The following is a 232-nucleotide window of genomic DNA, read 5'->3' as shown; positions in this document are numbered from 1 at the left end:
GTCCTACACAGTTCCAACCGCTCGATACTATGTCCTTCATAGTTGATCAGGAGTACAGCCTTACTGATAAGGCGTACGCAGGCACATATGCAGTAGTTGGGCGTGCCATTTACATAACCGGTGGCACCTATGCCGAAAAGATATTGGGCACCCGTGTTGGTACCGATAGTCAGTATACGCAGGGTTAATCATGGGATTCAAGACACAGAATGCTAGCGTGGCGGCCACCGAA

Annotated in this window: 1 protein-coding gene; it reads left to right on the top strand. The window is 50.0% G+C overall.

All coding sequences use genetic code 11. The features are described 5' to 3' along the window. On the top strand, nucleotides 1-188 hold a 188-nt coding region (locus tag AC1RPJ_RS08360), incomplete at its 5' end, for a hypothetical protein (RefSeq protein ID WP_438451519.1). Between the last annotated feature and the right edge of the window lie 44 nt (nucleotides 189-232).

The organism is Dellaglioa sp. CoH-57-MRSF-17 (genome assembly GCF_056782015.1).
This window is presented reverse-complemented; position numbering and strand designations above follow the sequence as displayed.